General features: G+C 44.5%; 1 protein-coding gene. It reads right to left on the bottom strand.

Annotated features, from left to right (window positions below):
• Positions 1 to 200: 200 nt before the first annotated feature.
• Positions 201 to 650: YicC/YloC family endoribonuclease (locus tag R7Q11_RS27000; protein WP_225467089.1), on the bottom strand; the 450-nt coding region annotated here is incomplete at its 5' end.

Below are 650 nucleotides of genomic sequence, written 5' to 3' on the forward strand. Positions count from 1 at the left end.
ATTGAGCTTGCCCATATAGTTCTCCTTAGGTATGGAAAGTTACTCACCATTTAAGGGCATACTAGATCAATCCTACTCACCACTAAACTCACCAGTTGGTTGAAAACAGAGGCAAAGACCTGAAATCTTCTGAAAACAAAAAAGCCCCTATTTACAGGGGCTTGGTAAGATTAAGTAAGCTCAAAGAGACTCAAAAAACCTTATTCGATATTTTGGATCTGTTCGCGCATTTGCTCGATCAGAACTTTCAGTTCAACACCCGACGCAGTGATGTCGGTGCTGATCGATTTAGAAGCGAGCGTGTTTGACTCACGGTTGAATTCTTGCATCATGAAATCCAGACGACGACCGACTGCGCCACCTTTTTTCAGGATGTTGGTCGTTTCTTTCACGTGAGAATCCAGACGATCTAGCTCTTCTGCAACGTCTGACTTTTGCGCTAGCAAGATAAGCTCTTGTTCTACACGAGAAGCATCCAGTTCAATTTTCGCATCTTCAAATTTTGAGAATAGACGCTCACGTTGCCATTCTAGGATTTCAGGCATGCGAGCACGAACTTTCACCACTTCTGCGGTAATCGCGTCTAGGCGTTGTTCGATCAGCGCTTTCATGTTGTCGCCTTCACGGCCACGCGCTTCAATAAATTCACT

This window comes from Vibrio sp. 970 (genome assembly GCF_033339075.1).